General features: G+C 47.3%; 23 protein-coding genes, 6 pseudogenes and 1 riboswitch. Of the genes and pseudogenes, 19 read left to right on the forward strand and 10 right to left on the reverse strand.

Features of this window, described 5'->3' with window-relative positions; genetic code table 11:
• Positions 1 to 149: 149 nt before the first annotated feature.
• Both uidA and G614_RS0108070 read right to left on the reverse strand, forming a co-directional pair.
• On the reverse strand, positions 150 to 1,961 hold the full coding sequence (uidA, locus tag G614_RS0108065) for a beta-glucuronidase (RefSeq protein WP_027641564.1): 1,812 nt from the start codon (positions 1,959 to 1,961) through the stop codon (positions 150 to 152).
• Positions 1,962 to 1,965: 4 nt separating this feature from the next.
• The gene (locus G614_RS0108070; RefSeq protein WP_027641565.1) at positions 1,966 to 3,354 is read right to left on the reverse strand and encodes an MFS transporter; all 1,389 of its coding nucleotides are present in this window, start codon (positions 3,352 to 3,354) and stop codon (positions 1,966 to 1,968) included.
• Positions 3,355 to 3,552: 198 nt separating this feature from the next.
• Between G614_RS0108070 and G614_RS0108075 the strand changes: the two genes are divergently transcribed.
• Together G614_RS0108075 and G614_RS32570 are read left to right on the forward strand one after the other, a co-directional pair.
• Entirely contained in the window at positions 3,553 to 4,776 is a 1,224-nt protein-coding gene (locus G614_RS0108075) for a helix-turn-helix transcriptional regulator (RefSeq protein WP_044917494.1), read from the forward strand.
• A 280-nt stretch (positions 4,777 to 5,056) separates the two neighbouring features.
• Positions 5,057 to 5,398, forward strand: coding sequence for a flagellin (locus G614_RS32570; RefSeq protein WP_242828033.1), 342 nt, complete (start codon positions 5,057 to 5,059; stop codon positions 5,396 to 5,398).
• Between the two features lie 181 nt (positions 5,399 to 5,579).
• On the opposite strand, the pseudogene G614_RS34315 reads toward G614_RS32570, so the two are convergent.
• The 3 genes and pseudogenes from G614_RS34315 to thiW form a co-directional block, all read right to left on the reverse strand.
• Positions 5,580 to 5,762: pseudogene (locus tag G614_RS34315) on the reverse strand (thiamine phosphate synthase); the annotation flags it as partial.
• Between the two features lie 93 nt (positions 5,763 to 5,855).
• Positions 5,856 to 6,668, reverse strand: coding sequence for a hydroxyethylthiazole kinase (gene thiM / locus G614_RS0108095; protein ID WP_027641567.1), 813 nt, complete (start codon positions 6,666 to 6,668; stop codon positions 5,856 to 5,858).
• Entirely contained in the window at positions 6,649 to 7,377 is a 729-nt protein-coding gene (gene thiW / locus G614_RS0108100; RefSeq protein WP_027641568.1) for an energy coupling factor transporter S component ThiW, read from the reverse strand. The genes thiM and thiW overlap by 20 nt, the downstream gene beginning before the upstream one ends.
• Positions 7,378 to 7,594: 217 nt before the next feature.
• Positions 7,595 to 7,700, reverse strand: a riboswitch (TPP riboswitch).
• Between the two features lie 239 nt (positions 7,701 to 7,939).
• On the opposite strand from thiW, the gene G614_RS0108110 reads away from it, so the two are divergent.
• The 6 genes and pseudogenes from G614_RS0108110 to G614_RS35010 all read left to right on the forward strand — a co-directional run.
• Positions 7,940 to 8,494 carry a biotin transporter BioY gene (locus G614_RS0108110; RefSeq protein ID WP_044917495.1) on the forward strand — a complete coding sequence of 185 codons (555 nt, stop codon included), beginning with the start codon at positions 7,940 to 7,942 and terminating at the stop codon, positions 8,492 to 8,494.
• A 13-nt stretch (positions 8,495 to 8,507) separates the two neighbouring features.
• A complete protein-coding gene (bioB, locus tag G614_RS0108115; RefSeq protein ID WP_027641570.1) occupies positions 8,508 to 9,485 on the forward strand; it encodes a biotin synthase BioB in 978 nt (325 codons plus the stop codon).
• Between the two features lie 653 nt (positions 9,486 to 10,138).
• On the forward strand, positions 10,139 to 10,360 hold the full coding sequence (locus tag G614_RS32585) for a hypothetical protein (RefSeq protein ID WP_242828034.1): 222 nt from the start codon (positions 10,139 to 10,141) through the stop codon (positions 10,358 to 10,360).
• A gap of 169 nt (positions 10,361 to 10,529) precedes the next feature.
• Positions 10,530 to 10,721, forward strand: coding sequence for a hypothetical protein (locus G614_RS32590; protein ID WP_027641572.1), 192 nt, complete (start codon positions 10,530 to 10,532; stop codon positions 10,719 to 10,721).
• Positions 10,722 to 10,725: 4 nt separating this feature from the next.
• Positions 10,726 to 12,195 carry a hypothetical protein gene (locus G614_RS0108130; RefSeq protein WP_027641573.1) on the forward strand — a complete coding sequence of 490 codons (1,470 nt, stop codon included), beginning with the start codon at positions 10,726 to 10,728 and terminating at the stop codon, positions 12,193 to 12,195.
• 38 nt (positions 12,196 to 12,233) lie between these two features.
• Positions 12,234 to 12,354, forward strand: a pseudogene (locus G614_RS35010) (GNAT family N-acetyltransferase); the annotation flags it as partial.
• 8 nt (positions 12,355 to 12,362) lie between these two features.
• Here the strand turns inward: G614_RS35010 and G614_RS27045 are convergent.
• The 3 pseudogenes from G614_RS27045 to G614_RS29820 form a co-directional block, all read right to left on the reverse strand.
• Positions 12,363 to 13,400 (reverse strand): annotated as a pseudogene (locus G614_RS27045) (FtsX-like permease family protein); the annotation flags it as partial.
• A gap of 29 nt (positions 13,401 to 13,429) precedes the next feature.
• Positions 13,430 to 13,820: pseudogene (locus G614_RS27050) on the reverse strand (ABC transporter ATP-binding protein); the annotation flags it as partial.
• Positions 13,819 to 13,995 (reverse strand): annotated as a pseudogene (locus G614_RS29820) (DNA-binding response regulator); the annotation flags it as partial. The pseudogenes G614_RS27050 and G614_RS29820, both read right to left, overlap by 2 nt.
• A 637-nt stretch (positions 13,996 to 14,632) precedes the next feature.
• Between G614_RS29820 and G614_RS34320 the strand changes: the two are divergent.
• The 3 genes and pseudogenes from G614_RS34320 to G614_RS27060 all read left to right on the forward strand — a co-directional run.
• Positions 14,633 to 14,737: pseudogene (locus G614_RS34320) on the forward strand (transcriptional regulator); the annotation flags it as partial.
• Between the two features lie 293 nt (positions 14,738 to 15,030).
• Positions 15,031 to 16,341 (forward strand): lactate racemase domain-containing protein, encoded by a 1,311-nt coding sequence (locus G614_RS0108160; RefSeq protein WP_027641575.1) that lies wholly within the window; start codon positions 15,031 to 15,033, stop codon positions 16,339 to 16,341.
• 138 nt (positions 16,342 to 16,479) lie between these two features.
• A complete protein-coding gene (locus G614_RS27060) occupies positions 16,480 to 16,758 on the forward strand; it encodes a hypothetical protein (RefSeq protein WP_242828035.1) in 279 nt (92 codons plus the stop codon).
• Between the two features lie 55 nt (positions 16,759 to 16,813).
• Here G614_RS27060 and G614_RS0108170 read toward each other — a convergent pair whose 3' ends face one another.
• Positions 16,814 to 17,545: a DUF434 domain-containing protein gene (locus G614_RS0108170; RefSeq protein WP_027641576.1), complete on the reverse strand. Its 732-nt coding sequence runs from the start codon at positions 17,543 to 17,545 to the stop codon at positions 16,814 to 16,816.
• 209 nt (positions 17,546 to 17,754) lie between these two features.
• Between G614_RS0108170 and G614_RS0108175 the strand changes: the two genes are divergently transcribed.
• From G614_RS0108175 to G614_RS0108200, 7 genes are all read left to right on the forward strand, one after another.
• Positions 17,755 to 19,641, forward strand: coding sequence for an ABC-F family ATP-binding cassette domain-containing protein (locus G614_RS0108175; protein ID WP_027641577.1), 1,887 nt, complete (start codon positions 17,755 to 17,757; stop codon positions 19,639 to 19,641).
• A 53-nt stretch (positions 19,642 to 19,694) separates the two neighbouring features.
• Positions 19,695 to 20,072: a hypothetical protein gene (locus G614_RS27065; protein ID WP_242828036.1), complete on the forward strand. Its 378-nt coding sequence runs from the start codon at positions 19,695 to 19,697 to the stop codon at positions 20,070 to 20,072.
• Complete coding sequence (locus tag G614_RS32605) at positions 20,063 to 20,209, forward strand: hypothetical protein (protein WP_242828037.1); 147 nt, start codon at positions 20,063 to 20,065, stop codon at positions 20,207 to 20,209. Before G614_RS27065 ends, G614_RS32605 begins: the two co-directional genes overlap by 10 nt.
• A complete protein-coding gene (locus G614_RS0108185) occupies positions 20,200 to 20,820 on the forward strand; it encodes a hypothetical protein (RefSeq protein WP_027641578.1) in 621 nt (206 codons plus the stop codon). Before G614_RS32605 ends, G614_RS0108185 begins: the two co-directional genes overlap by 10 nt.
• A 32-nt stretch (positions 20,821 to 20,852) precedes the next feature.
• Entirely contained in the window at positions 20,853 to 21,020 is a 168-nt protein-coding gene (locus G614_RS31170; RefSeq protein WP_155245033.1) for a hypothetical protein, read from the forward strand.
• A 159-nt stretch (positions 21,021 to 21,179) separates the two neighbouring features.
• Positions 21,180 to 22,016 (forward strand): mechanosensitive ion channel family protein, encoded by an 837-nt coding sequence (locus G614_RS0108195; protein WP_027641579.1) that lies wholly within the window; start codon positions 21,180 to 21,182, stop codon positions 22,014 to 22,016.
• 15 nt (positions 22,017 to 22,031) lie between these two features.
• Positions 22,032 to 23,003 carry a Gfo/Idh/MocA family protein gene (locus tag G614_RS0108200; protein WP_027641580.1) on the forward strand — a complete coding sequence of 324 codons (972 nt, stop codon included), beginning with the start codon at positions 22,032 to 22,034 and terminating at the stop codon, positions 23,001 to 23,003.
• A 191-nt stretch (positions 23,004 to 23,194) separates the two neighbouring features.
• On the opposite strand, the gene G614_RS0108210 is transcribed toward G614_RS0108200, so the two are convergent.
• Positions 23,195 to 24,574 carry a bifunctional diguanylate cyclase/phosphodiesterase gene (locus G614_RS0108210; protein ID WP_027641581.1) on the reverse strand — a complete coding sequence of 460 codons (1,380 nt, stop codon included), beginning with the start codon at positions 24,572 to 24,574 and terminating at the stop codon, positions 23,195 to 23,197.
• Between the two features lie 201 nt (positions 24,575 to 24,775).
• Here G614_RS0108210 and pyrH point away from each other — a divergent pair, with 201 nt between their 5' ends.
• Positions 24,776 to 25,477 (forward strand): UMP kinase, encoded by a 702-nt coding sequence (pyrH, locus tag G614_RS0108215; protein WP_002564426.1) that lies wholly within the window; start codon positions 24,776 to 24,778, stop codon positions 25,475 to 25,477.
• The last annotated feature ends 45 nt before the right edge of the window (positions 25,478 to 25,522 follow it).

Raw genomic sequence — 25,522 nt, forward strand, 5'->3', positions numbered from 1 at the left:
CCTAAAACAAAGGTGGAGAAGAACCCTCTAAAAGTATCCTGATAACCAGGCTCATGGACTCTCCCCCATCCCCTCAGATCTCTCTCTGAAATATTTTTAGAAAAACTTACACATTTAACTTGACAAACCCCAGCGCCCCCACCATTTTATTATTTCTTATATTCAAAATCCGGAATCTGATGCCATCTTTCTTTGAAGTAATGGGCAGCCAGTTTCGGTTTTCTATCCCTGGTGAATAACCCTTTCTTGTTGCCCTGTACACGGAGAAGCCCCTGGCTGGTTGCAAAGTCTGCAAAGTTCCATGCCTGTTCTCCCACAACAAAATCGTAGTCATCGAATACTCTGTGATTCATCTTGTAGTAATCCACCTGATATTCCTCAGTATACATCACCGGAGTTGTATCATGGAATCCCATGACTGTATCTGCACCGTATTCTGTGAAAATAACCGGAAGACCATATTCTGCCCACTGATCCAGTTCTTCACGAAGGGCCAGTTCCGGTCCCTGCAGATCCGGTGCTCCGAAATACCAGCCATAGTAGCGGTTTAAGCAGATCACATCACTGAGTTTTGCGGATACATCCGTTGCAGGACCGCCGCCCATCTGGACACTGACCAGAGTACATGGGCGTTTCTGCGGATCCAGGCTGCGAGCCAGTTCGTACAGAGGTGCGAAATATTCATAAGCTCCCTCAGAATAAGAATCCGGTTCATTTGCAATGCTCCACATCACTACACAGGCATGATTTTTATCCCTTGCGATCAGGTCACGGATCACTTCTTTGTGGTGTTCCTGTGTCTGCACGCCATGTTCTTTATCAAAGGTGCTGATCTTCTGACCATTGAAGTTAGCGCCGCCGCCAAATTCCAGGTTCACACCCACTGCTGTGGTCTCGTCAATGACAACGATCCCCTCCTGATCGCACAGCCGCATCATTTCCTCGCTGTACGGATAATGGCTGGTGCGGAAACTGTTGGCTCCCTGCCATTTCATCAGGGAAATGTCTTTGGTATTCATCGGCAGATTGATGCCGCGGCCATTCGGGAAGGTATCCTCATGTTTGCCATATCCTTTGAAATAAAATGGTTTTTCATTGATCAGGAATTTTGTTCCGTCAATGCGAACCGTACGGACGCCATATGGAAGTGTATAAACGTCTTCGCCAAAGGTCACGCGGATATCATAAAGATAAGCATTTAACGGCTGCCACAGTTTAACTTGTTCAATCTTTAATACACCTTCGCATCCGGCTGCTTCTGTCACTTTATTGCCTTCCCGGTCAAATACCTCTACCAGACATTCCCCGGTTCCTATGGTATCAATCTTGTAATTCAGAGCTGCATTTGCTCCGTTTACTTCTGCTGTTACGGTAATGTCGCTGATGTAAGACTTTGGTGTGGTGTAAATTCTTACCGGACGAATGATACCGCAGTAGTTAAAGAAGTCAAAGTTTGGATTATTCACTGGTTTCTGAGGTCCCTTGGACTCAAATCCAGGCAGTCCGCCGCTTAAAATATTGTTTTTTCCGCCTACCGGCAGTGTGGTATAATCAATGATGTTGTTTACAGCTACGGTCAGCAGACATTCTCCCTTTCCGGCCAGATCCGTGATCTCCACCTCAAATGGAAGGAATCCGCCTTTATGGGTACAGATCAGGTCTCCATTCACATAAATCTTCGCTTCATGAGCAACTGCGTCAAAACGGAGCATTACTCTCTGATCCTTCATAAATTCCGGTACGGAAAAGGTTCTCTGATAAAATACCCATCCATAGTGATCTCTGAAGTCAATCCCTTCTTTCAGGTCATTGTAAGCAGCCGGAACCGGCATCGTCATGGGATTCTCTAATGGCTTCTGGAACCATTCCTCCTCAAAGCCTTTTCCGTGATCCAGTTTGAAATCCCAAACTCCACTCAGGTCACTTAATAATCGGGATGATGTTAATACAGGGTACAGCATACGTTTATTCTCCTCTCTTTTCTTTCAAAATTCTTGTATTTTCTTCTACTTTCTTTCTATCCAGCGGATAGAGGAATTTTAATGCCAGCGCCAGCAGAAGGAATCCCGCCGCGGGTACCAGACAGGTAATATTGTAAATTCCGTCAACCACCTTCGGATCAAAGGTTGTGACTGCAGAGTAGCCTACTAAGGTCAGCAAACCGCCAGTCAATCCGGAGGAAGCTGCCTGTCCTAATTTTCTTGCAAAGGAATAGACTGCATAAATGGTTCCGTCAGACCGTTTTCCGGTGCGAACTTCCGCATCATCTATAACGTCGGTAATCATTGCCCAGCATACCAGGTTAAAAATAGCAGTACCTAAAGAAGATACCAGATACAATCCTACGAAAACCCAGACATTGTCTGTGTGCAGAATAAATGCAGCAATCAGGGCAACAGCTCCGACCACTGCTCCGGCTCCGGCGAGTTCCTTTCTTCCGTATTTTCCGGAAATTTTTACGATCACCATAGAGAGAGCCAGTGTAATGATGGTCGTACCCAGGTTTGCGGTAGACATTGCTTCACGGTTGCCAAAATAATTCGGATATATGTAATTGCCCATACCAGCCAGTGTCAGCTGCGCCAGTAAAAGAAGAAGAGCTGCTGCCACAATTCCCACCAGGGCCCGGTTGGAAACCGTTGTACGAATCAGTTCCCCAAAAGAAAACTTCTCTGTCGTTTTTTCCAATTTTACACGTTCTGTTGTCATATGGTAGCAAAGCAGGTAACAGATCACCGCTCCAATGGAGCAAAGCAGAGCTGCAATCATCATTCGTTCACCGGAAAAAATCGTATTTCCCTGAGCATCCTCATAGTAAACGATCAGCGGGAGAACCACACCGATTACCGTATTGGCCAGCGTTGCCCCGATGGTGCGGAAACTGGAAAGGGAAGTTCTTTCTTTCGGATCCGCAGTAATGGCAGATGCCATGGAACCGTATGGAATATTGATTCCCGTATAGCAGATGCTGCCCCAGAGCAGATATGTAAAGAACATCCAGAATACCTTAAAGCCCATGGGCATGTCCTTAAACCACACAGCATACATTAAGAAGGAAGCCAATGCCACAGGGCCGCACATCCGACGCAGCCACGGAGTGAATTTTCCTTTTTTACCCGGCCGGCTTCTGTCGCAGATCTGTCCCATGGTCACATCCGTAAATGCATCCACGATTCTGGCGATCATCATCATGGCGCCTACCAGGGCCGCCGATACACCCATAACATCTGTGTAAAATTTCATAAGGAACATGGATGAAAGTAAAAATGTAAAATCATTTCCAAAATCACCAAACATGTATCCCAGACGGTCCCTCATTCCAAAGGGAATTTCTCTTGTTTTCTGACTTTTCATGTCACCCTCCTGATTCTTGTCGATTGCTTGTCAATTCTTTTATCTGTGACTCAGTTTACGTTTTTTTACCGCTTTTATCCATAATAATATTTGTTATTTATAATATAATATTTAGATTGTTTTTGTTTAAAGCGTATATTATACTAATATATATAAATATTCTACTAATTGGTGTTTTGCAGCAAACAGGAGGCTTTTATGGAGCAGAATGAATTATTGGACTTTGTCAGAAATTTTTTTGAAGAAATGCGTATCCATACGCGGCTGATTGACGCACCCTATCCCTGGGACGATGCCTTTGACTTAAATCTTCGCCACACACTCCTCAAATACGATGAAGATGTGGCATCCACATTTTTTCAGCCTGAAGAACACTTTCATGAAAAGCATCTTGTTTATTTTATCAAGGACCTGTTCTGGTGTCATTATCTGTGCATCCCAGTTCCAAATGCCGGACAGAAGCGGGTGCTTTTCATTGGCCCTTTCGCCACAGAAGATGCCACCCTCGGCCTTGTGCGGTCCCTGACGGAACAGCTGCAGATCCCTGACACTCATTTTTCTTTTTTGTCCCAATACCATACCTCGCTTCCGGTGCTTCGGGACAAAAGCTGTATGCGAAGCATGCTTATCTGTCTTTGCAACCGCCTTTATGACGGACCTTACCGTATTCTAACCCAGGAATGGAAAGGAACGCCGCCTCTGCAATATGATACCATTGATTCTCTGGGGCAAAATCATGAAGTGTCCAAAAGCATCGAACAGCGGTATCAAGGCGAGCAGAATCTGATGGAAGCCATTTCCCGGGGAGATTATGCTGCTGCAAAAGAATGCTTGAATCAGATGGATTCTTATGGTCTGGAGCAGCGGCTTGCCGACACCATCCGTGACAAAAAGAATTATCTCATTATTTTCAATACATTATGCCGGAAAGCAGCCCAGTATGGCAGGGTTCATCCAGTCTACTTGGACGAGCTTTCCTCCCGTTTTGCCATCCAGTTGGAAACCATGCACAACATGTCCCGCCTGAATGCCATTCAGGGAGAAATGGTTTACAAATACAGTCTTCTGGTTCAGAATCGCTCCACACGGTCCTACTCTCCGCTGATTCAGAAAGCGGTTGATTTCATCTGTCTAAACCTCAAAGACGACCTGAGCCTGAGCGCACTGTCAGACCAGCTTTCTGTACATAAGAGTTACCTTTCCACTCTTTTTAAGCGGGAAACCGGCACAACACTCACTGATTTTGTGACAGATCGCCGAATCAGCCATGCCATTTACCTGCTGAATACCACCAGCGAACCGGTTCAGGAAATCGCTTCTGCCTGCGGCATCCCTGATTTGAGTTACTTCACCAAGATCTTCCGCCGTAAAAAAGGCATGACACCAACCCAGTATCGGGAAATGATCAAACAGCCATTTTAATTGGGGATTTCCGCGATCCTGTTCTGCGAATGAATATGAAAAGCGAGGATGAAGCAGCAAAAGGAGCATTTTAGTAAACGAGAGAAGAAGGCAAATATAGAAGGCGTGGCTTATAAGAAGACAAAAATGGGCGTTATAAGAAATGACGGGCAATGAAGGAAGGTGATTTATTATGCAGATACAGAACAATCTGCCGTCCATGAACGCATCCCGCAACCAGGGGATCGCGAAGGGAAAGTGAAAGAAATCTCTGGAAAAGCTGTCCTCCGGGTATCGGATTGTGAGAGCCGGGGACGACGCGGCGGGCTTGGCTATTTCAGAGTCCATGCGCAGCCGCATCAACGGTTTGAATCAGGCTATGAGCAACATTGACGACGGGATCAGTCTTACTAATGTAGGTGAGGGTGCGCTGGCGGAAGTTCATGACATGCTCCACCGCATGCAAACATTGGCGGTGGAGGCGGCCAACGAAACCTACCACACAGCGGCCAGGGAGAATCTGGAAATGGAGCGGAAGGAACTGCTGGCGGAGATCGACCGCATCGGTTCCACGGATTTCGGTGGAGTTCCCCTCCTTTTCTCAGGCTGTCAATATCCCGGCTGGCTGGACACCCCCGGATAAAAATAATGAGATTACCCTGCAGATTGGCGCCGCAGAGACAGAGACCCTGGATGTGGCCCGGTTTTACATAGGAAGCAAGGAGCTTCTTCTTGATAAGACGGAGACAGATTCCTGCAATGGGAATGCCTTGCTCCACCGTTTTTGTTGTTGCACCGATGATCTTGTTTTCTCCTAAGATACTTCTGGCAAGATCAATGGGCATGTCGCTCCGGCCCAGATGGACGCCCTCAGCGTCAACAGCCATTGTGATACCCAGCCGGTCGTCGATGATCAGGGGAATGCCGTAGCGTTGACTCAACCCGTGTACCTTTCGGGCGAGAGAAAGGTATTCGCGGGTGGATTTTTCCTTTTCCCGAATCTGCAAAAAGTAACGCCGCCCTGAAGCGCTGCCTCCGTTCTTTTCAGAAATTCCTCTTCACTGAATCCTGTGCTGCCAGTAATGAAGTACAGGCTGGTATCAAAGTCTTTCAATTTCGATTTCCTCCATATCCAAGTATTGTTCCATATCTGCGTCCGTCACGGCAGAAAGCGTATCCATCAGATTCACCATAAAGCTGCCGGAGCCTCGGCTTGTCTCGGAGAGCTGGCCGCAGATGCCCATCATGGCACAGGCGGTAATCGCAGCATCCATGTCAGGCTTGGCAGACAGATAGGACGCAGCCAGCGCACCGAGCATACAGCCCGTACCGGTAATACCGGATAGCTGCGGTGTACCGTTTTTGATATGGACCAGGCGTGTACCGTCCGTAACGATATCCATCTTTCCGCTGGCAAGAATGACCGTATGGTAGGCACGCGCCAATCTGACAGCAACCCGGTCCAGCATCTGCACATCCAGTGCTGCATCCGCATCAACACCGGAAGAACGATAGGCCTCGTGGTACAAGGCATTGATCTCAGAGTAGTTTCCCTTAATAACCGTGGGCATAGCAGTCTTTAACAGTTCACAGGCATAGTCCCGGCGCATCCTCGAGCAGGCAATTCCCACTGCATCCAGAAGGATGGGAATCTGCCTGTTTTTTGCCGCCTGTGCAGAAATCCGCATGGAAGCCATTCGTGCATCGGTGATATTTCCAAGATTGAGCATCAGGGCTCTGGATGTGTCTGTGATCTCCTTAACCTCTTTCGGGTGCTCTGCCATGATGGGCCGGGCGTTGATGGCAAGGACCGCATTGGCACACTGGTTAATGGAGATGGGATTGGTGATGCAGTGGATCAGAGGATGAAGCTCCTTTACACGGTTTCGTATATCATGAATGTTTTGTAGCATTTGTTTTCACCTTCCTGACGATATAGTAAATCATTGCCGCAGCCACACACACAGCCAGGGCCACATAGGAAAGTGGTCCCCAAATGGGACTTGTCAGCTCAAAAATGTTTGAAGCAAGCTCGATCACAACAAAGAGAATTGCGCCGAATGCTGCGATGGTCAGCGCATCGGAGAGAACAGTACTCTTGTCTGTGTAGCTTCGGGAATCCAGCCTGGACTGAATCTCGGCCAACATACCATTGGCAGCGAATTTGCGCAGGAATACATAGGCGATGCTGCCGCCAATCAGAGTGCCGCAGATAAAGGAGGGTACATAAAACAGCCAGCTCAGTCCCTCCTTGCCCCACAGTAGTGTCATGACAGGGTAGGAGATGATGGCGCCGATAATACCGGTGCCGATAATCTCACCCACAACAGCACAGACGATTTTGCCCCTGGACAGGCGGTAAAAGACACCGGACAGGAATGCACCGAAAATTGCGCCGGTGAGTGCGAGAGGTGGAATGCCCATGGTAGCCATACGGATAATGCCAATCAGGGTCGCGCAAAGCAAAGAGTACCATGGACCCAGAAAGACCGAGCAGACAATGTTGATGAAATGCGCCATGGGACACATACCCTCGACACGAAGGACCGGTGAAATAACAACGCCGAGCGCAATGAGCATAGAGAGCATGGTCAACTTCAGAATACTTTTTGAGTTTTTCATTTATATTGCCTCTTTTCATATTTGATACGAAGCAGCATGCTTCGCTCGGTCGAGAATCCATTTTCTCCTCTCACCCCGAAACACGGGTTCCCATCGCAAATTACAAGACACAAGGCGCTCCCCTTCTATCTGCCCGTAACCACCCGGGATAGGTCATCCACATCCTTTCTTTCAGAAAATACAAAACGGAAGCTATCCCTGATCCGGGTAACTTCCGCAAAAAACAATATCGGCATCCCTACGTTGGCATTATCCAAATCAGGTTATCGGTCGAAGGTCATACCTTCCTCTCAGCCTGTAATACAAGCTCCCGTCTGTTAAGTTGATGGTCGTATTATACGCCTGACTGGGTGAGATTGCAAGGGAAATTTTTTTTTAGAGCTAAATTAACAATAATTAACAATAAAAATCATGATGACGGGAAAGACCCATTACAAAGTGCTCCAACTGCTCTGCACATGAGATGCTACCAATAAATGTAAACCATCATATATATTTTGGTTGACAAATGAAGAACAAGTGTGTATTCTAATGTGTGAAAAAAGAATTGGAGGAGTGTGTTATGAAAAAAAGCTCAACGATTTATCAACTGGCCACCTGTGCACTGATGACCACATTGATGTGTGTGCTTGGTCCTATGTCCATCCAGATCGGACCGATTCCGATTTCCTTTACGAATTTTGTCATTTATCTGGCCGTCTACGTGCTTGGCATGAGGGGCGCCGCGAGCAGTTACGTTGTCTATCTGCTTTTAGGTGCGATGGGAATGCCTGTCTTTTCTGGTTATACTGGCGGTCCCGGAAAGCTTGTCGGTCCGACCGGTGGTTATCTGATCGGCTTTATTATTATGGCGCTGATCTGCGGCTTTGTTATGGAAAAGAGCAAGGGAAATACAGTCATCACAATTCTTGGCATGATTGCTGCCACGTTGGTTGATTATTTCTTTGGCACCATCTGGTTTGTTTTGCAGATGCAGTGTGGGGTGTGGTACGCATTGACTGTTTGTGTATTTCCTTTTATACTTGTTGATCTTGCAAAGATTCTGGCTGCAGCCACGCTTGGCCAAAGAGTTCGTGCGGCGTTGACAAAATCAAATCTGTTGCCAGCACAGAATTAAGGAGGTACTCCATATGAATATGGTTAAATTGGCAGATGAGATCATTGCAGGCCGCCGCATCAATCGGCAGGATGACCTGAATATGTTTCTGACCTGTGATATAAAAGAACTTTGTGAAGGAGCAGATCGGATCCGCGCTTATTTTATCGGCAAGAAGGTAGATCTTTGCTCCATCATCAATGGCCGTAGCGGCCGTTGTCCGGAAGACTGCAAATATTGTGCACAGTCCGCACACCACCACACAAACTGTGAAGTGTATGATTTTCTTCCGGAGGAAACCATTGTGGAGGCTTGCAGAATGCATGAAAATGAAGGCGTGGACCGCTTCTCCATCGTGACTGCCGGCCGTATACTGACCGGTGCGGACTTTCAGAAAGCGATCCATGCGTTTGAAACCATGCATAAGGAGTGCAAAATCGATCTTTGTGCATCCATGGGATTTCTGACTGCGGAGCAGCTACATCAGCTCCATGAAGCGGGGGTGACCAGTTATCACCATAATATTGAAACTTCACGGCGCAATTTCCCGAATATCTGTACGACACATACCTACGAGCAGAAGATAGAGACTTTGAAAATGGTCAAAGCAGAGGGAATGTGTGCCTGTTCCGGCGGTATCATTGGCATGGGCGAAAACTGGGAGGATCGGCTGGACATGGCGGTCAGTCTGGCTGAACTCGGCATTGATTCCATTCCAATCAATGCCCTGATGCCGATTCCCGGCACACCACTGGAAAATCAGCCGCAGCTGACGGAAGAAGAGATTTTGAGGACCATTGCATTTTTCCGGTACATCAATCCGGAAGCCAATATCCGCCTTGCGGCCGGACGAGTGCTACTGACAAATGACGGCGAGCTGGCTTTCAAGGCAGGTGCGTCCGCTTCAATTACTGGTAACATGCTGACCACGGCTGCCTGCGCAACAATCCGCAGCGATAAGCAGATGCTGCAAAGGCTCGGAAGAGATGTCACACCAGACTATCAGAAATAAGAGGTGGAACAGATCGCATCCGAGAAAGCAGTTGTGATTTTCGGTGGATGTAAGTATAATAAGTCCATCAAGCCAAATAATCAGGAGGTAAGAGCTATGTATAAACTTTAGGAAGAACTGAACCGGCTGAAAAGCTGCCGGTGGATTGAACTCTCGCATTCGCTGAACAATGACAGCCCCTATTGGGGCGGCATCCCGGAAGGCTCAGTGGAACTGTCTAAAACTGTGTTTGACTGGGGAAATCCTATGCTGGAGTGTCTCATTCAGTCCTTCAAATTCCCCGTCAAGTCCGGCACCCATGTGGATTTCATTAGTTACCCCTGCGGACAAAACTGAAAACATATCATTCTATACAAAACGATGCGGCTTTCATGTCTGTCCTATCAATGAATGGGAAATAGAAATAACGGATGATGGCCCATTTAAGTTCTCTGATATACTGACAGATTATTGAGTGTGATAATGCCGTGGGGGAAAGAGATTTTTTATTGTCCTTTAAAAAAATGTCGGATTGGAGTTTGGAATAGAGAGAAAGAATGATATAGATTCAATTCTGCTTTACTCCGCACAGCAGGCATTAAAGATGCGCCGAGAATATGAAAAAATATACTCCGACCCTGATGTCGATGGCATTATTGACCGGATTTGGCTAATTGGGACGAATGCCAGCATGCCGGTTCTGCAACTATATTGATTCCCATATCCGAGTTTTTGACAATATGTATGCCAAGAGACTTCGTACATACAAAAGAATAGGCTTTGAACTGATCACAAATGGTATTTTGGCAAAGCAGAACGTAAATGCAATTTATGACAGCGGCAGCTATACGGATGTGTTTGAACAGGATATAGTAGAATCATATAGTAGAATCTGAGAAGCAGATTATTGTGTCAAGTCCGGAGATTACCAGGAATAAGAAAGAACGGTTTATATACCTTGTGTAAGCAAGACAGGAAGCCGGCTGCAAGGTTACCGTCATAACAACAGAACCGCAGAATATTGCTTATGGCAGTCCGGAGTTTTGTCAGAGACTTATTGATACCATGCAGGAAAACGGTATTCGGGTAATCATAAAAGAAGAAGTGGCAGAGTACTTTGCCGTCATAGATGATGAGCTTGTTTGGCATGGTGGAATGAATCTCCTCGGCAAGGAAGATGCCAGGGATAATTTGATGAGGATTAAATCAGTCCAGGTAGCATCAGAATTGTTGGGGATTGCCCTTGAGGAGGAATAGAAAAATGGATCATTTTATTGATAAAATACAAAAACGGTTGAAGCTCATGTCTGAGAAAGAAAAGGATGAATGGATTATTTCCCAGGCAAAGATTACACCTGAGTGGAAGCAGGAGGATATTTACAAGAGTATCTGCGGGACGAAGAAGGTTATAAATATGCCGGAGAGAACGGAAATTGACGAGTTTTGTGAAAAGGTAAAAGATGGTGATATCGTTGTAGAGTATGAAACTCATTATGTGGAATTTGATGATTACGGACATTTTCATGATGACTGGGAACATGATTTTCATGATCCGTCCGGAGCTATGATTTTTCTGTCATCGGTGTTTCACGGATGTCATGATCTGGTTATTCTGGAAGAATATGAACAGGCATTTGAGATTTTGGATGAACTGATGGGGCTGCAATTTACCATAGAAAACCATCCGGATACCGATGATGCCTGTGAAGATGAGTTCCTTGATCTTGCACAGGCTGTAAGGGAAGGAATGCTATCCATAGATCGGGAAGACGTGCTTCGGGATTATATTGAAGCATGCAGAAAATCAGCGAAGGTTGGAAAAGAAGCAGCCAGGAAGATCACATCAGCCTTTGAGATGGAATTGTTTAGGGATTGTAAGCCATATACCTGTATCACATTGACCGCCAGGGAGCCGCTGCTGGGTGATATAAAGAATATGCTGGAAAAAGATCTGGAGGCTGTGCGGAAGGATTATGATGAAAAGAGCAGGCAGGATGAGTATTATTGGGGACAGTACCGTGCTCAGGAGCGCATGAGGCGTATAAAGGAGTTGATTGAATATTTCGGAATTATCGGAGAAAAGAAGCAAAAACCGAAGGAATCCTTCTTAAGAGGTACCTGGTCGCAGATCAAGGGACTGATTCGTGCTCTGATGAATGAGCCTTATATTGATGATCAGATGGAGATAGAAGAAATATGGAATATTGTAGAAGCATTGATTAAGCGTGGTGGCTTTGATATGGAACCATGGGAAATGAAAGAAAAGATTCTTAAAGAAATCTACGATAACGATTTCTTTGATTACTATGGTGTTTATGATCCCATGCATGATTTGGCTGAGGCGATCTGCGCTACCAGAGAAGAGAACCTGAAGCGTGCTGAAATTATGATGAATGCCGGGAGCGGGTATCTTGGCAGTGATGCGGCAAAGTTGTACAGAGAACTTGGAGAAGAGAGAAAGTGCGCTGAGTATTTTGAAAAACATCTTGGAAAGCAGAAGGAAGCGTATGAGATTGTGATAGATTATTATAGAGATTCAGATTATAATAAAGCTATTGAAATTGCCAGGCTTGCAGTCGGTGAGTGTAAGGAAGATCTGACTTCGTTTTTTATACTTCTGTTACAGGATGCAAGGGATAGAGGAGATGAAACTGACTATAAAAAATTGATGAGAAGTGCCCATATGAGGAGGGCTGTAAAGTCCTCTGAGATAGATGCGATATTTTCATAAAAATTATTGCAATAATTTTGTAATGAATATTACTTTAACTCCAACTTGCCAAGAACAATACACCAACTATGCTATATTTTGGCGCACAGCCGGGACTGGAACATTCTATGAAAAAATGGGTGTCAGAGGAGCCTTCAATCCTACCAAATAAAAAATTAATATTACATAAGGATTATCAGTAAGAGGGTAGCCGGTAAACTCCAAACAGCATAGCTGAAGTGAGCAATTATGAGAATGTCATAGAGCAGCTTGTAAATCAGCAAACCGACTGCACAGCCCACAATGCCGCCGGATAAAGCATAGGTAAACGCTTCGGCAGCAATCATTTTAGTAATCTGATGTCCGTCCATCCCAACCGCCCGCATTGCTCCGTATGATCTTATTCTTGAGGATACGCTCATGGAAATACTGTTTACGATAATATACAGAAAAACCCAAGAATAAAATAATGCTAGAGCGAATGAACCCGTCATAAGTAGTAGGTTTTTTGTTGCTGATAGTGCATGATGAATGCCAAGCGCTGTCTCAACTTTGAACAGGTGTGTATTTACTGTACGGTGTGCGTTTCCCTCACTTTGTGAATTACCTGAAACTGCTGTAACAGGAGATACTTTTGCAGCCCGTTTTGCGGGGGCTCCTGCGGCAAGTAATACCGTAACGATACCCACAACGATTCCGCTGATAATGCCGGCCATGCTGATGCCAAAAAGAGGAATGTTGGAGAATTCTTCGCCGACAATAAACCGCAGAGCAGCGCACAGGTACCATGTGACTACAATTCCAAGCGCAACGCCTACAGGAATAGCAGTCTTACACCAGTTCAGGGCTTCTAATCTCACAAAACGGATAATTTGCTGCCGGCTCATTCCAAGACAGCGCATCATTCCGAAGAACTTTGTCCTTTGAGCGACATTACTGTTTATGCTGCTTGAAATCATCAATACGGCCGCTGTCAATATCAACACGAATAATACAGCTGCTGCCAGAAAAAGTGTTTGCGCCATTGTATTATTAAGCAGGTCCTGTAGCGTCAGACTGCCATGTTTCTCTAACAATCTGGTCTGCTCCATTTTGACACCCATATCCGCCATACTGAAAACAGCCGTTACCAGAAAGACAGCAAATACGATACATAAAAGTGTCATGACGTTTTGCCGTCTCCGAACCTTTGCGGAAATCGGGATAAGGCTAAGGTAGCTTTTCATTGGCGGCACCTCCCCAAATCGGTAAGTACTCAGTCCGATACCTGCAATACCCTGTCTGAGGTTTGCGTAATGCTGCGGCTATGAGTGATCATAATAGATTTCCGGTTGGCTCGTCAGCAAGAATCACCGGGCGCGTCCGATTGCGACGCGCTGCTGCTGCCCGCCGGATAACTGGCTCGGCAAGTGATTGCGGCGTTCTTTCAGATTAAGTATTGCAAGCAGTTCTTCTAAATACCGTTCGTCAGGTTTCTGATAATCAAGCAGCACCGGAAAGATGATATTCTGCTCAACTGTCAGTTCGGGGATAAGGTTGAACGCCTGAAAGATGAAACCAATATTTCTTCGGCGGAAAATGGTAAGTTTGCGGTCGCTCATGGAAAAGATATCTTTGCCGCCAATCATTACTTTACCGGACGTGGGAACCATCGGGGAGCGATACGTCCAGAATAGCCAAATCGTATGTTCCATTTGTCCATAAGGTATCAGCTTCCAGTGTGGTACGGGCAGCTTCTATTTCATATCCCTGCTTTTTTACAGCAAAAGAAAGCCCGCTGATTAAGCTCAAATCATCTTCCAGTAAAAAAAGTCTTTTCATCTGTTATCCTGTTCCTTTCCTTTATTGTCCCGCCGTCAATCGGCTTTTCTGCGTCTTTCATTATCAGCCGCATACGGCTGAACCTTGCCGTACCGGGTATGCGGTTTTCTCCATATGAATTCTGTGCCCGTCTTTCTGAAATGTTCCGTTTTTTCGCTGCTTCCGGTGTGGAAATGTATTTTAACATCTTAAATTCATGCCCTCTCAAATATCGTTTATCTAATTGTATACGGTAAGCCGAATAAAATCAACAAGAGAGAGGGAGCATGAGGACAGCGCTTTTCTCTTTGGATTACGGGCCGAACCCATAAACAGGAAGTCATCGCGTCATCTGTTTGGTGTACTTCTCCGCATAGGAACTGCCACATGCCATCATCTTCATTATGTAATAGAGTATACCTCTTTTCTGGTGCAGTGTTAATGGAATTTTTTCGGAAATAAGAGTCCGGCATCCGATAGAAATTGGAGGCCGGGGTTAAGGCGAATAAGGTGAGCCTCACAGTACCAGCGAAGCCGGACCTGGGCATTCATGCGAGGCTCCGGCTCTGTGTGGACTATGTCCCCACGATCATGTTCAATGCCCTGAACCAGTTCCTCATCCTCATGCCGGACAACTTGGCCGGACGGGCTGAGTCGTCGATTACCAGACTTTGTTACAAAAAAAGATTTCGATTGGGCAAAGGAGACAGCAGCAAAAAAGAAAAAAGCAGATTGTTCATCAGCAGAATTTTTAACCATTGAGTAGGGTCTGTGTGTTCAGACAATGCATTTGGGTGCTGGGCTGGGTGCTTGATCCCAAGAACGCTGAAATAAGAACCATTGGGAGAAATTATATCACATGGACTTTGTCAATAAGACAGATATGGAGAATGGAGTAGAAAAATTCCTGTTTCCAGGGGTGTTGAACAGAGCGCAATGCGGCCAAACGATAGAATATAAACTATAAGTTAAATTGAGAGTAACAATTAATATGAGTAATTTGACTTCATGATTCCACATCCTTACAATTAAAGGAAAGGAAGAGAGGTGGGTGAAATGAAGTTTGTAAAGGGAGGAAATGTTTCACGCCTGTTAGATGGCATAAGTATTCCGAAAATGTTTCACGCAAAGCAGTCGTTTGCCGATGCAAAGATTGCTCCTGAGGATATTCCGGCGGTTGTGTACAGGGAACTGTCAAAGCCGGGGATTGGAGAGACCATTAAGCCGGGGATGACCGTTGCTGTTACGGCAGGAAGCCGGGGAGTGGCAAACGTGAATGTGATTACCAGATCAATTGTGGATTTCTGCAAGGAAAAGGGAGCACATCCCTTCATTGTACCGGCCATGGGAAGTCATGGAGGAGCCCTGGCAGAGGGACAGAAGGAGCTTCTGGCAGGGTATGATATAACAGAGGAATCCATGGGATGTCCCATTAAATCTTCCATGGAAACCGTACTCCTGGGATATTCCCAATATGGAAAGCCCGTGTATCAGGATAAATATGCCCATGAAGCTGACGGAATCATCATTTCCTGCCGTATCAAACCACACAATGCCTTCCGCGGTCCCTATGAGAGCGGTGTGTGCAAAATGATGGTGGTGGGACTGGGAAAGCAGATGGGCGCGGAGAGCGTTCACAGCGACGGCCTTGGAAACATGGCCAGGAACCTGCCGGCCAATGCCCGGGTGGCGCTGGACCGTTCCAATATTCTGTTTGCCATTCCCTGTGTGGAAAATGCATACGATGAGACATCCATAATAGAAGCCATTCCCAGGGAAGAAATCATGGACAGGGAGCCGGAACTTCTGAAAACCGCGTTTTCCAACATGCCCAGTATCCTGGTGGGAGAAGCAGATGTTCTGGTGGTTAATGAGATGGGGAAAAACTTCAGCGGCACCGGAGTGGACCCTAATATTTCCGGGACCTGGTCAACGGAGTTTGGCAAGGGGGGACTAAAGGTAAAACGAACCTGTTTCCTGGATCTGACAGACTGTTCCCACGGCAATGCCAATGGAATGGGATTGGCGGACATCATTACCGCCAGGCTCTATGAAAAGCTGGATCCGGAAGTGATTTATCCCAACTGCTTTACCAGCACAGTACTACGCTCCGGCATGATGCCGCCGGTGGTTGCCACGGACAAGGAGGCAATCCAGGCATGTATCCGCACGGCTAACCAGATTGACCGGGACAATTGCCGGATAGTAAGAATAAAGAATACGCTGCATGTGGGAGAGATCATGCTTTCACAGGCATACTATGAGGATGTGGTAAGGGGAAGATACAAAGGAGTGACAGCTGTGTCGGAACCTGAAGAACTGCGGTTTGACCCGCAGGAGAATCTGATTACGCCAATGCTGCCTTAATGCGGCTTAAAAAACCCCTTGCATACAAAGGAAAAATCTGTCATAAAATTATCAGAATTTGTTTACTTAAGAAGGGGTTCTATATGGACTATTTGTATTGCATGCCTGATTTGAACAGCACCAGGGAAAACTGTGAGGATGTCTGACAGGTATAAACTGAACATTGTACCTGAGCCGGTTAAGGCAAAGTATTTCGGCGGTCTGGATTACTACAGGAAATATCGGATTTATAAGGAGATCCGGGAAATCGGAGGCAACAGCGAGGAAGCATACCTGCAGGCGGATGAGAAAGAGATGATTCTCAGCGTATGTAAGAACCAGCAGGAGCAGGAGCTTATGAAAAGCTGTATTTATGCCTATTGTTATCCGGCACAGATGGTCCTTAAATCATTCAATGACAGAGATAAAAAGAAATAACCAGCTGATATTACGGACAAAGAGAGGAAGGCTTGCCTGACCTCTCTTTTTTGAATCAAGACATGGTCTCTGGGCCCTGCATGGTCAAATCCACAAAGCGCAGTCCGGGAAGGGAAGATGACAGAAGGCCGGGAAGGAGATTCAGCCAGCTTTTGCAGCGGTCCAGAATAATGGCATCGCTGGTGATGACATATTCCCTTTCTTTGAGGACCGAATCTGCATTGGGGACCAGGTGTACCTGGCAATCCATGGCTTCTTTCTGGGCTGTTTCCAGAATCAGGCCCTTCAGCCGTCCTGAATTTGACACAGGGCTGTCCAGATAAAATACAGCTCTTTCAGCCTCCAGCTCCTTCAGCCGGCACAGCAGAAGGCGGATGGCCTCATGGGTCTTGCCGATGATTCGGTATGTTCCGCGAAGCCCTGCCAAATCCCGGATTGTGCCATCCATACACCTAAGGAGCGTGGAGCCTGAAAGGGCGATTTCCAGAGTGATGATAATATTGAAGCCGTCTATGTGCGCTTCCTTTCCCGGAACAGGACCAATGACTTCCCGCTTCCTGCGTAAGGCGATTGCCTGGCGGGAGGAGGTTGCCCGGACCAGCGCCAGGCGCTGCCGTTCGGACAGCAGATAGTGATTTCCTGTAAATACAGAGGCATTTTTCATGGGGTATCCCCGTTCAATCAGGTATAGAAGGTCCCTTTGTGCCTGGCACAGCTTCTCCAGGCTGTCCTCCCTGTAAAAAAACGCCTCATCCTCCGGCACATAACCGCGTCTGACCTGTTCCATGTGTGTTCTCCTTTTTGGCAGTTGATACAAACTGTTTATAGTATAAGATAATTGGAAAGGAATTACAATCTAAAGTATTTTATACTACAATCGGGCGCGGCATGATATAATACAGATAACAGCCAGATAGAAGCATGGCAGGAAAAGTACAGGAAAATCATATCACCAGAAAGATAAAAAATATATTATCACAGACAGAGGACACAGTCATGTTATACCAAATTTCAAACGGAACCGTATCAGTGGGCGGCGAGCTGATTCTCTCCCACATTGATTTTGAGATTCGCGGCAATGAAAAGATAGCAGTGGTGGGTAAGAACGGAGCAGGCAAGACCACCCTGTTAAAACTTGTGGCAGGGGAACTTTCTCTGGACCGGGATGACAGACGCGAAGGGGCGGGAATACGATGTTCACGCCGGCTCACAGTTGGGATGCTTTCCCAGCAGGCATTTAAGGATGGGAACAGGACCGTGGAGGAGGAACTTCTGGAGGCATGTCCCTGCCGGGATACCTTTGAGAGGGAACGCTTTGAATACGAGCGTGAGTACGACACTCTCTTTACCGGTTTCGGATTTCCAAAGGAAGATAAGAAAAAGCGGATAAGCCAGTTTTCCGGCGGGGAACAGACCAAGATAGCCTTAATACGCCTGCTCCTTGAAAAGCCGGATATACTGCTCTTGGACGAGCCCACCAACCATCTGGATATGGAGACAGCCGGGTGGCTGGAACAGTATATGAAACATTACAAAAACGCGGTGGTAATGGTTTCCCACGACCGCTTTTTCCTGGACCAGGCTGCGGATGTTGTCTATGAGCTGTCCGGAAAAGTATTGAGACGGTATCCGGGCAATTATACCCATTACCGGGAAGAAAAGCTGAAACAGATTCAGCTTCAAAAAAAGGCATATGAGCGCCAGCAGGAGGAGCTGGCCCGCCTGGAAAGTCTTGTGGAACGCTTTAAGCACAAACCAAATAAGGCTGCATTTGCCAGGGCAAAGCGGAAGACAATGGACCACATGGAGCGTGTGGAAAAACCTCAGGAGGATGACGTTCATATCTTTACGGGTGAGATTAATCCTCTGCTGCCTGGCAGCAAGTGGGTATTCACTTCAGAACACCTGAAAATCGGATATGAAAGACCGCTGCTTGAAATTACCATGCGTATACGGCGCGGACAGAAGATTGCTCTTTTGGGACCAAATGGAGCGGGTAAGACCACGTTTTTAAAGACCATAGCCGGTTTCCTGCCCCCTCTGGAAGGGATCTATTCCCTCGGAAATCAGACCACCATTGGGTATTTCGACCAGCACAGCGGGGCCATCCAGTCGGAGCAGACCGTTCTGGAGCATTTTACGGCCCAATTTCCTGCCCTGACAGAGAAGGCGGCCAGAAGCATCCTTGGCGCATATCTGTTTGGTGGAAGGGACGCGCAGAAGAAGGTCAGCTCTCTTTCCGGCGGAGAGAAGGCAAGGCTGGTGCTGGCAGAGCTTTTGCAGAGCCGTCCCAATTTCCTGGTTCTGGACGAGCCCACCAACCATATGGATATCCGGGCAAAGGAAACGCTGGAATCCGCATTCCGGGCCTATAAGGGGACTATTCTGTTTGTGTCCCATGACAGGTATTTTATCCGGCAGGTGGCAGATGCGGTGATGATATTTGAACATCAATCCGTGATGTATTATCCCTTTGGATATGAGCATTATCTGGAGCGGAAGGCCAGGGAGAACCAGGGCGGTTCCATGGCAGCACAGATAAAAGCAGAGGAGCAGGCGCTGATAGCGGGTATGCGCGCAGTGCCAAAGGCAGAACGCCACCGGTTAAGGGAAATACCGGAGGATGAGGCATACCGGGAATGGAACATGCGCCTGGCGGCCGAACGTCTGGAGCCTGCCGGGAATGCGGTGGAATATCTGACAGAACAGGTGAGGGATCTTAAGGCCATATGGCAGGGATCCGGAGAGTACTGGAATGGCGGAGTCTGGGATCGGATGGATGAATATGAGAACCAGTGCCTGCGCCTGAAACAGGCCTGGGAGGAATGGCACAGGGCCTGTATGGAATGGCTGGATAAGGCTCAGGAGATGGAGGTTCTATAGTCAGGGGCAATGCAGGATAAGGAATTCTTTGTCAGGCAGAAGGGAGGTTTTCCATGTTTTGGGAAAAATACGAGAAGGAACGGCTGAAAAGGGCATATCATGCGAAGCTGTCCCAAGCCATATCCAGACTGGAAAAAATGGATATGTCCAGTCTTTCCCAGGTGTACTGTGCAGAGCATATAACCATGAGGCAGGTGATACGGCTCAGCGAACATTTCCGGCAGTATACCTCCATGGAATGGAGCATTGACTGGAAAAAACTGAATATAAGGGAGAAAAAGGACTGGTTCCGGTCAGATAGGGATTACTTCTGGGTATTGGCTCTGGGAAGCTTTCATCCCAACGGCTATTACCGCCAGGCCTGTCTGCTGCCCGGGCAGTATCAGCCTGCCTGGAGATATGTCCCCTGGATGAATTGTTTATGGCCATGATGGCCCTGGATAAGGTAAAACGCTCCGGGAGAAGGGATGACCGGACCGTGGAACACATTGGGGAAATCATGGGGGAACGGCTGGACCAGGAGGCAGGTTCCCTGTCAGTGCCCTCTGCCAGTGTTCCATGGAAATGATTGACTGTTATTTGCTGCACCGCAGTTCCTGTATCAGGCGAAAGGCCCTGGAGTATAAATACCATGTCCTCAAATGCGCCTGGCCGGGCGTGGAGAATTTGCTGCTGGATGTCAATTACGGCATGCGGGATCTGGCTGCCTACATAGTTAGAAAACACAGCCAGCTGGATGTCCTTGCGTTCTATGAGAAACATCTGAAGGATCCTGACCCGGTGACAGCTGTTTTGGGAATCGGGGAGCAGGGAAGGGAGCTGGACGACAGGCATGGACTGACGGACCTTGTTTTTCCGTTTTTGGAACACGAATCTGAAAAGGTGGTCAGAAGCGCCCTGGAAACCGCAGGTATGCTGATGGGGGCAGAAGGAGAAGGAATCTACTGGAAGTATCTTCTTGATACCAGACCCTGTATATCCAAGGCAGCTTATGTGTGCATCAGGAAAAATGAGATACATCCAGGGGCCGGACTGCTTTACGGGGAACAGGAAAAATGGAGGGGATCCGATGAGACTGCGGGAAAATGCCCGTATTCCATATATGTCAGAAGATACCTGATACTCCTTCTCATACAGGAGAATTCCTGGGACCGCCTGCCCTATCTGAATACCTGCTGAAGGATGACTCTCTGAGGGAATACAGGGATAAAATGTTGGGAGCACTGAGGGTCAGAAGTCTCTATGCAAGGGTGGACCGGAAGCAGGCTGCTTTCATTAAGCGGGTACTCGCGGGAACGGGGCTGAACAGGGAGGTAATCATGGAGATTAAGGATGGCGGAGAGAGGCGGCAGGGAAAGAGGAATGTAGAAAAGGGATAGGGGTTAGAGATACGGACAAGGGAGACGTTCAGAATATGGAGATTGCAATAAACGGGGCGGTATGGTAGACTACTATTGCAGTACGTGGTACATAACATGCATGGTACGTAGAAGGAACGGCTTAATAGGAACGACATAATTATGAAAGGATATATTTGAATGCAGATTTTATTGATTAAGATAGCGGTAATTGTTGTATTCTGGAGCGGGGGAATGTTCGCGCTCAACAAGATATTCGGGATGATTCTGAAGCGGAAGGAACAGATTCATATTAAGTTCCTCCGGAGCATGTCAAAGGTCGTGCTGACAATCATAGCTTTTATCTGTATCAGCGGACTTTTCAATACCACAAAGGCGCTGAGCGCTACACTGCTTACCAGCTCCTCTCTGTTAGTAGCTATCGTTGGTTTTGCGGCGCAGCAGGTTCTGGCGGACGTCATAAGCGGCGTCATGCTCAGCTGGTCCCGCCCCTTTAATCTGGGCGAGAAAGTGAATATAAGCAGTTTGGGTATCTCCGGAATCGTGGAGGATATGACAGTGCGCCATACCGTAATCCGGACCTACCACAACAGCCGCATGATTATTCCCAACAGTGTCATCAATAAGGCAATTGTGGAAAACAGCAACTATAACAATGATTATATAGGCAATTACATGGAAGTCTCGATCAGCTATGAAAGCAACCTGGAACAGGCAATCGAAGTAATGCGGGAAACCATTGCCTCCTATCCGCTGGTGGTGGACATCCGTCCGGACCCGTCAGAGGGAAATAAGGTCAATGTGGCGGTAAAGGAACTGGGGGATGACGGAATCATCCTTAAATCCACGGTCTGGACCAAGAACATTGATGACAATTTCACTGCCTGCAGCGACATACGCCGGCTCATTAAGAAAAATTTCGATGCCGTGGGTATTTCCATTCCATACAGGCATGTCCATGTGGTTACCGGAAATGCAGGAAAAGAATTGGAAGAAAATGGAATAATACAGGGATAAAGGAGGGTTACTAATATGAAGGTAGGTATTATTGGAGCCGGGTCAATTGCCGGTACCATGGCAGATACCATCAAAGAGATGGACTGCGCACAAAATTATGCGGTGGCTGCCAGGGACTACGGGAGGGCAGCTGAATTTGCACAAAAGTATGGTTTTGAGAAAGCCTATGGCTCTTATAAGGAACTGGTGGAGGATGCCGGGGTAGAGCTTGTATACATTGCCACGCCTCATTCGCACCATTATGAGCATATTAAATTATGCCTGAACCACGGAAAGCATGTACTGTGCGAAAAGTCCTTTACGGTCAATGAGTCACAGGCCAGGGAAGTGCTTGAACTGGCCAGGGAAAAGAAGCTGCTTCTGACAGAGGCTATCTGGACCCGGTATATGCCCATGAGGAAAACCCTGGACGACGTGCTGCTAAGCGGCGTTATAGGCAGGCCCTATATGCTTACGGCCAACCTGGGCTATATCATCAGCGGAAAAGAGCGTATCATGCGCCCTGAGCTGGCAGGAGGAGCCCTTTTGGATGTGGGAATTTACCCGCTCAATTTTGCGTCCATGGTGTTTGGGGATGAGGTGGATTCTATCACCGGTACCGCGGTGATGACGGAGACCGGTGTGGACGCTCAGAACAGCATCACCATCACCTATAAGGATGGCAGGATGGCCGTTCTATGCAGCAGCGCAATGGGACTCAGCGACCGCCGGGGCATCATCTATGGTGACAATGGATTCATTGAAGTGGAGAACATCAACAACTGTGAGGGTATCAGGGTCTATGACCGCTCCAGGAATATGATTGCATCCTACGATACCCCTAAGCAGATCAGCGGGTATGAATATGAGGTGGAGGCCTGCCTGCGGGCGATTGAAGAGGGAGCTTTGGAGTGCCCTGAAATGCCTCATGAGGAAACGCTGCGGATGATGGGATGGATGGATGAGCTTCGCAGACAGTGGGGATTGGTTTATCCGACGGAGAAGTAAAAAATCACCGGAAATTATGAAAAATTACGGAAATCATGTCTATACCAACATAGGAAGAGAAATCAATGAATCCATTTATGCCCAGTGGAAGCCGTAATTTGATATTTGAAAATGATAACAATACAGAAAACGCAGGAACCGCTCTAAACGAAACCTGCGTTTTCTGATATTTTCTGTTATTTTTTCTGGTTTTACATCTTCATCTTGAGCTTCTCTTCCTCAATAGTAACTCTGGACTCATCCAGGGTAGTTCCCATGACCTTTATGAGTACATCCTGCTCCATGGTGGGAGCGTAGTAGAAGCCCTGCTGATACTCGCACTGATAGCTGTTCAGGGCATTCAGCTGGTTCTCTGTCTCCACGCCCTCCGCGATGATATGGATGCCCAGTTCCCTGGCAATCTGAATCAGGCCGCCTGCTATGGAAGCCGATTTGGGATTGGTCTCCAGCTGCCATACAAACATGCGCTCCAGCTTCACTGTGTTGATGGGAAGGTCCAGGATACTGCTGACAGGAGCGCATCCGGAGCCGAAGTTGTTGAGCACCAGCTCCACACCCATGTCGGAGAGTTCCTGCATGGTGATGTTTACATTCAGATATACATTGGACAGGGCGCTGTCATCTACCTCCAGGGCCAGCTTGCCTTTGGGTATCCGGTAGGTCTCAAGGACCTTTGTGACCTGCTCCAGGAAATCTTCCTGAACCAGAAGCACCGGCGAAACAGGGATACAGATGGAGTCAAATACCCTTCCGGTATTCATCAGTTGGCTTATGCATTTTCCGGCATGGTCCAGGGCGTAGTATCCAATGGCCCTAATCTGACCGGAATCCTCTGCTATGGACATAAACTCAGCGGCGCCCACCAGTCCGATGCCCTGAATGAAGATTCTCATGTAGGAATCAGCCCTTGTAAAACGGCCTTCCTTCAGGTTATAGGTGGGACGGTAGCGGACTTCCAGCTCATTCTTTTCCAGGGCTGTCTGAAGGTACATGGCAACAGCCTGGCGGCGGACGAACTGGGTATGCATGCTGCTGTCATATACAGCCATCTGGTTCGGTCCGCAGTCGGAGGAAGCCGACACAGCCAGGTCCAGGCGCTTAAGCAGCTCATCCGTGTTGGTTGCATGACCGGGATAGGAGCAGAGGCCTATCTGTGCGGAACACAGACAGTCCACGCCGCGTATTTTCCAAACATTTCCGAAGCGTTCCAGAATCTCATCAGCCAGGTCACAAGCCTGCCCTTCTGATAACTGTTCCAATATGATAATGAATTCCACGCCTATGTAACGGTAGATATTGCCCTCAGCCACTTCCATCAAATAGCTTTTTATCTGGGACAGAAGGTCCTCACAGTAATCATATCCGAACGTCTTATTCAGACTCTTGAAATTCTCCAGATAGAGCTTTAGAACCACACCCTTGGACGAGGGGGTGCCCAGTACGGATTCCAGCCTGTTCATGCAGGCTGCGCGGCCCTCGCTGGCAGCATCCGGTTCAGTCGGGGTAAAGACGGGCGGTGAAGGCGGAAGCTCTGCTGCCCCTTTTTCTTTTTTATGGTGAAACAAACTCATGATTGTTTCCTCCTTTGTCATGTAAGCGGTTGTCTGCAATCGCATTTCCTTTATTATAATATAAAAGCCAGAAAATCTCAATTTTTATTTATGAAATGTTAGACGAAATGGAAAAAATGATAAATAATTTCTTTTTCTTTGCAAATTGACTTAACTATGCTATAATAGCCACAGATATTGCAACAAGGAGATAAAACCTTTATGAAGATGAAACGTGTATTCTTAAAGTTAAGCGGAGAGGCCCTTGCAGGCCCTAAGAAAACCGGGTTTGACGAGGACACGGTGAAGGAAGTTGCCAGGCAGGTAAAGCTCTCTGTAGATGCAGGTATACAGGTGGGAATCGTCATTGGCGGGGGTAATTTCTGGAGAGGCCGTACCAGTGAGGCCATTGACAGGACCAAGGCAGACCAGATTGGTATGCTGGCCACTGTTATGAACTGTATTTATGTTTCTGAGATTTTCAGAAATGCAGGCATGATGACGCAGATTCTTACGCCCTTCGAGTGCGGCTCCATGACCAAGCTGTTTTCCAAGGACAGGGCGAATAAGTATTTTGAAAAGGGCATGGTAGTATTCTTTGCAGGCGGGACAGGACATCCCTATTTTTCCACGGATACGGGAATTGCCCTCAGGGCCATTGAGATGGAAGCCGACTGCATCCTGTTAGCCAAGGCCATTGACGGAGTGTATGACAGCGATCCAAAGCTGAACCCAGAGGCAAAGAAGTATGACACCATTTCCATACAGGAAGTCATTGACAGGCAGCTGGCTGTGGTGGATTTGACTGCGTCTATTATGTGTATGGAGCATAAGATGCCCATGGCGGTGTTCAGTCTCAATGAGAAGGACGGGATTGCAAACGCCATGCAGGGCCGGATTAACGGGACCATCGTTACTGCGTAATAAAGCGAACATTATTAAGCAGCAGGGAAGGCTGCATTAACAGGA

The sequence above is a fragment of the [Clostridium] clostridioforme AGR2157 genome, assembly GCF_000424325.1.
GTDB classification, from domain to species: domain Bacteria; phylum Bacillota; class Clostridia; order Lachnospirales; family Lachnospiraceae; genus Enterocloster; species Enterocloster clostridioformis_A.